This is a genomic window from Gemmatimonadales bacterium (assembly GCA_035502185.1).
Lineage (GTDB): Bacteria > Gemmatimonadota > Gemmatimonadetes > Gemmatimonadales > JACORV01 > Fen-1245.
In genome coordinates, this window is sequence record DATJUT010000106.1 from 1 (window position 1) to 2,720 (window position 2,720).

Annotated in this window: 2 protein-coding genes; both read left to right on the forward strand. The window is 72.3% G+C overall.

Features of this window, described 5'->3' with window-relative positions; all coding sequences use genetic code 11:
* Positions 1–326 precede the first annotated feature (326 nt).
* Positions 327–1,001 carry a hypothetical protein gene (locus VMF70_14460; protein HTT69223.1) on the forward strand — a complete coding sequence of 225 codons (675 nt, stop codon included), beginning with the start codon at positions 327–329 and terminating at the stop codon, positions 999–1,001.
* 73 nt (positions 1,002–1,074) lie between these two features.
* A partial coding sequence (locus tag VMF70_14465) for a GAF domain-containing protein (GenBank protein HTT69224.1) occupies positions 1,075–2,720 on the forward strand: 1,646 nt, incomplete at its 3' end.

The window sequence follows — 2,720 nt, forward strand, 5'->3', positions numbered from 1 at the left end:
GACAACCTCTTCAACCTCCACTACGTGCTGAAGGGGGCCTTCACCAGCGGCCCGTCCATCGGCCGGCCCCGCACTCTGCTGCTGCGGCTGGACGTCGACCGTTGACCGAGAGCCGGCGTCCCCACCCGGTGACGATGGGCAACGGAGGCAGGGCGCACGGGCGGGCTGACGGATCGCCGCACCAGGAGTAGAATAGCGCGCCGGGGGAACCAACATCGGAGGCGACGATCTTCCTCCTCGCGCTCGCCACTAGTAGCGTCGTCGCGGCCGCGGCGGCGCAGGAGCCCGCACCAGACCCGCACGCGGTGCAGCCCGAGCGGCCCACCGTGGCGACCCACGCCTACACCGTCGCCCCGGGCTGGGTGGAGATCGAGGCCGGCGGCGAGTTCGACCGCTTCCCCGATCGGTCGAGCGGCGCCCTCGCGCCGGTCGTGGTGAAGCTCGGGCTCGCCCGCGGCCTGCAGCTGGACCTGGACGGGACGCTGGTGCATCCGCCGGCGGGCGGCGCGACCGGACTCGGCGATCTGGCCGTCGGCCTGAAGGTGCGCCTGCTCCGGAAGGCCCCGGTGCTGGGAGACTTCTCGGTGCAGCCCGCCCTCAAGCTGCCCACCGCGCCGACCGCGTCCGGACTCGGCACCGGCACGACCGACGTGGCCCTGCTGCTGATCTCCAGCCACGACCTCGGCCCGCTCTCGATGGACCTCAACCTGGGTTACACGCGGCGCAGCGGGCCCGGAACGCTGGCCCCGCGGAGCAGCGCCCTGTGGACCGCGTCGTTCGGCGGGCCGGCGGCCGGCCCGCTGGGGTGGGTGGCCGAGCTGTACGGCTACCCCGGCACGGCCGGGGCCGCGGGCGCGAAGCCGATCGTGGCGCTGCTCGCCGGACCGACGCTGGCCGCGCACGCCTGGCTCGCGTTCGACGCCGGGCTCATCGTGCCCCTCGCGGGCCCGCAGCCCCGGGCGCTGTACGCCGGCGCCGTGGTGAACCTGGGTCATCTGTAAGGCGTTGCCCGGCAAGGCCGTTCCGGCTATTGTCCGTCCGTTCCCCAATCCTCGAACAGTCGATCGAGCAGCCATGAGCAAGGTGCCACGTCGAAGCCGTGGGCGTCCTCGCATTGCCGGCGCGACCGCGCGGCGGCAGTCCGCGCTGCTGCGCCTCTCGGCGGGCATCGCCGCCGCCCAGGACGAGAATGACGTCTGCCAGGCCGTGGTGCAGGGCCTGCACGACGAGGCTCTCGGCTACGACTTCCTCGGCGTCTTCATGCTCGACCCGGCGAGCGGCGAGCGGGTGCTGCGGGCCAGCGTGGGGTGGTCCGGCGTGCCCTCCAGCATGCGGATCCCGCCGGGCCACGGCATCAGCGAGCGCCCGCTCCTCGACGGCCAGCTGCACTACACGCCGGAGGTGACCCGCGACGCGCACTACCTGCCGGCCCTGAACAGCGGATCGGAGGTGGACCTTCCGCTGCTGATCGAAGGCAAGCCGGTCGGGGTCCTGGCGGTCGAGAGCACCGAGCCGAACGCGTTCGACCAGCACGACTTCGAGATCCTCACCGCCGCGGCGAACCAGGCGGGCATCGCCATCGCGCGCGCCCGGCTGGTGCGGCGCCAGGCGCAGCTGCTCGAGGCCGAGCGGCGGCGCGCCGGCGAGCAGCAGGCGCTGCTCGACACGCTGACCGACCTGTCGGCGGAGCTGGAGCTGTCGAAGCTGTTCCAGGCGGTGCTGGAGCGCGCCGCGACGCTGCTCGGCGTGTCGGGGGGCGAGCTGGCGATCTTCGACGAGCCGAAGCAGGAGCTGGTGATCCTCGCCAACTACAACACGGGCACCGTCGCGACCGGCGCCCGGCTGAAGGTGGGCGAGGGCGCGATGGGGCACGTGGCCCGCACGCTCGAGCCGCTGATCATCCCGGATTACCGCACCTGGGCCGGGCGGTCGGCGCAGTACGCTCAGGTCGAAGCCCACGCCGTGGCGGTGGTCCCGCTGCTGATCCGGGGGCGGCTGGTGGGCGCGCTGAGCGTGTGGCACGCCGATCCCCGCAAGGCGTTCGGTCCGGGCGACATCAGGCTGGTAAACCTGTTCGCGCCGCAGGCGGCGATCGCGATTGAGAACGCGCGGCTCTACAGCGCGGCGCAGCACCAGAAGCAGTACTTCGAGGAGCTGGTCAAGAACAACCCGGTGGCGATCGTCGCCCTCGACGTCGAGGAGAACATCGTCTCGTGCAACCCCGCGTTCGAGCGGCTGTTCGGCTACGCGGAGGCGGAGGTGGTGGGGCGCAACCTCGACCAGCTGATCACCACCGAGGAGATGCGCCGCGAGGCGGTGGCGTACACCCGCCAGGCGGCGGACCACCGCGCCGTCAAGGTCGTGCGGCAGCGGCTGCGCAAGGACGGCACGCTGGTGGACGTGGAGGTGCTCGCGGTGCCGGTGACCGTGGCCGGCGAGCAGGTGGGCGTGATGGGGCTGTACCACGACATCACCGAGCTGCTGCTGGCGCGCCAGGAGGCGGAGGCCGCCAACAGCGCCAAGAGCCAGTTCCTCGCCAGCATGAGCCACGAGCTGCGGACGCCGCTCAACGCCATCATCGGCTACAGCGAGATGCTGCAGGAGGAGGTCGCCGACCTCGGCCAGACCGCGCTCGCCCCCGACCTCGAGAAGATCCACACCGCCGGCCGCCACCTGCTGGCGCTGATCAACGACATCCTCGACCTCTCCAAGATCGAGGC